Here is a 2484-nt window from a genome sequence, read left to right as displayed (position 1 = left end):
GTGCTAAAAAATTACAAAACTTTTTTTTTAGGAAAATATTGGATAATAACTGATACTAAACCGTAGAACTTCACACAAAGCCAACGCTTCATTCCACTGATAGTGGGGTGTGATGCTACTCCATGACAATACAAAAAGGAATAAAAAAAAAGCCCTGCAAAAAATACAAGGCTTTTTTTAACTAATCAAAAAAACTGAGTTTATTTATCTTTTTCATTTTCGTCAACTTCTTCATAGTCAACGTCTGTTACTTCTTCTTCTTTAGTTTTTGTTTCATTTTCTGCTTGCTCTTGTGGACCTTGTTGTTGTCCATTTGCATCAGCTGAAGGATCACCGCCTTGTTGTGCTTCCTGTTGTGCTTTGTAAATATCTTGAGAAGCTGCTTGCCATTTGTCATTCAACTCTTTTGTTGCTACATCAATAGCTTCAAGGTCTTCACTTTTGTGAGCTTCTTTAAGCTTTTCTTTTGCTGTTTCAATAGCTTCTTTTTTGTCGGCAGGTATTTTATCGCCAAATTCTTTCATTTGCTTTTCTGTAGAGAATATTAAAGAATCAGCTTGATTTATTTTTTCAATTTTTTCTTTAACTTTCTTATCATTTTCAGCATTTTGTTCGGCTTCGGCTTTCATTTTTTCAATTTCTTCTTCTGATAAACCTGATGATGCTTCAATCCTGATATTCTGTTCTTTACCTGTTCCTTTATCTTTTGCACTTACGTTTAGTATTCCGTTTGCATCAATGTCGAAAGTAACTTCTACTTGAGGAACTCCTCTTGGTGAAGGAGGGATGCCATCAAGAATAAATCGTCCTATTGATTTGTTATCTTTAGCCATTGAACGCTCTCCTTGAAGAACATTAATTTCTACTGAAGGTTGATTGTCGGCAGCAGTTGAAAATGTTTCATTCTTTTTTGAAGGAATGGTTGTGTTTGCTTTAATTAAAGTTGTTGTAACTCCACCAAGTGTTTCAATACCAAGTGATAGAGGTGTAACATCTAATAATAATACATCTTTTACTTCACCTGTAAGAACTCCACCTTGAATAGCAGCACCAACTGCAACTACTTCATCAGGATTTACTCCTTTGCTTGGTTCTTTTCCAAAGAAATCTTTTACAACATTAATAATTGCAGGAATACGTGTTGAACCACCAACTAAAATAACTGCATCAATTTCACTTGCTGAATAACCTGATTCTTTAAGTGTTGTTTTACAAGGTTTTATTGTAGATTGTACAAGTGGGTCAACCAATTGTTCAAATTTTGACCTTGTAAGTTTTGTAACAAAATGTTTTGGGATGTTGTCAACTGCAACAATATATGGTAAATTTATTTCAGTTTCCTGTGAACTTGACAATTCAATTTTTGCTTTTTCAGCAGCTTCTTTCAATCTTTGAAGTGCCATTGGGTCTTTTTTTATATCAACACCGTCTGACTTTTTAAACATTTCAGCAAGATAGTCGATAATTATTTGGTCAAAATCATCACCACCAAGATGTGTGTTTCCACTTGTTGATTTAACTTCAAAAACTCCGTCACCTAATTCGAGAATTGAAATATCAAAAGTACCACCACCAAGGTCATACACTGCTATTTTTTGATCAGAAGCTTTTTTATCCAAACCATAAGCTAATGCTGCTGCTGTTGGCTCATTGATTATTCTTCTTACTTTTAATCCGGCAATTTCTCCTGCTTCTTTTGTTGCTTGTCTTTGGGAATCATTGAAATACGCAGGAACAGTTACTATAGCTTCGGTTACGTCTGTTCCAAGGTATTCTTCCGCAGTTTTTTTCATTTTTTGAAGTACCATTGCTGATAGTTCCTGAGGAGTATAATTCTTTTCATTAATTTTTATTCGTGTTGTATTATTTTGACCTTTTATAAATTCAAAGCTAACTCTTTCACGTTCATTTTCTACATCATTAAATTTATTTCCCATAAATCTTTTGATAGAAGATATAGTGTGTTGAGGATTAATTATAGCTTGTCTTTTAGCAGGATCACCAATTTTTATTTCTCCGTTTTCCAAAAAAGCAACAACCGATGGTGTAGTTCTTTTTCCTTCGCTATTTTGAATTACTACAGGCTGATTACCTTCCATTACTGAAATGCAAGAGTTTGTTGTTCCTAAGTCAATTCCTATTATTTTTCCCATATTTTTAATATTTTTTAATTTCTAAATTTATTTTCGCTAATAGGTTTTACAAGAGAAATGCCAAAGCAAAAATTAGTATATTTTGTCAATAAATATTAATGATATGCTAAATAAAATGACAAATAGTCATAGTTTGCTTCTTTGTTTTTCAAATGAGAAGAATGGAAGAATGGAAGAATGGAAGAATGGAAGAATGACTTTGTAACTTGGGATATTGTATATAAAAAGAAGTTACTAAATTGAATTCAAAATTGTAATTTTGCATCTTATGAAAAAAACCGTTGAAATAGAGAATAAGAAAGCAAAGTATGAATATTTTATTTATGATACT

At 32.2% G+C, this 2484-nt stretch carries 2 protein-coding genes; one reads left to right on the top strand and one right to left on the bottom strand.

The window, feature by feature from the left end; genetic code table 11:
• Positions 1–200: 200 nt before the first annotated feature.
• A complete protein-coding gene (gene dnaK / locus U9R42_10985; GenBank protein MEA3496550.1) occupies positions 201–2153 on the bottom strand; it encodes a molecular chaperone DnaK in 1953 nt (650 codons plus the stop codon).
• A gap of 82 nt (positions 2154–2235) precedes the next feature.
• On the opposite strand from dnaK, the gene U9R42_10980 reads away from it, so the two are divergent.
• On the top strand, positions 2236–2358 hold the full coding sequence (locus U9R42_10980) for a hypothetical protein (GenBank protein MEA3496549.1): 123 nt from the start codon (positions 2236–2238) through the stop codon (positions 2356–2358).
• Positions 2359–2484 lie beyond the last annotated feature (126 nt).

The sequence above is a fragment of the Bacteroidota bacterium genome (genome assembly GCA_034723125.1).
Classification (GTDB): Bacteria; Bacteroidota; Bacteroidia; order CAILMK01; family JAAYUY01; genus JAYEOP01.
Note: the sequence above shows the minus strand (reverse complement) of the source record. Positions and strands in the feature narration are given on the sequence as shown.

What these genes read in the sequence shown, in the direction of transcription:
- dnaK (MEA3496550.1), bottom strand. Translation starts at nt 2,153, where the DNA reads ATGGGAAAAATAATAGGAATTGACTTAGGAACAACAAACTCTTGCATT.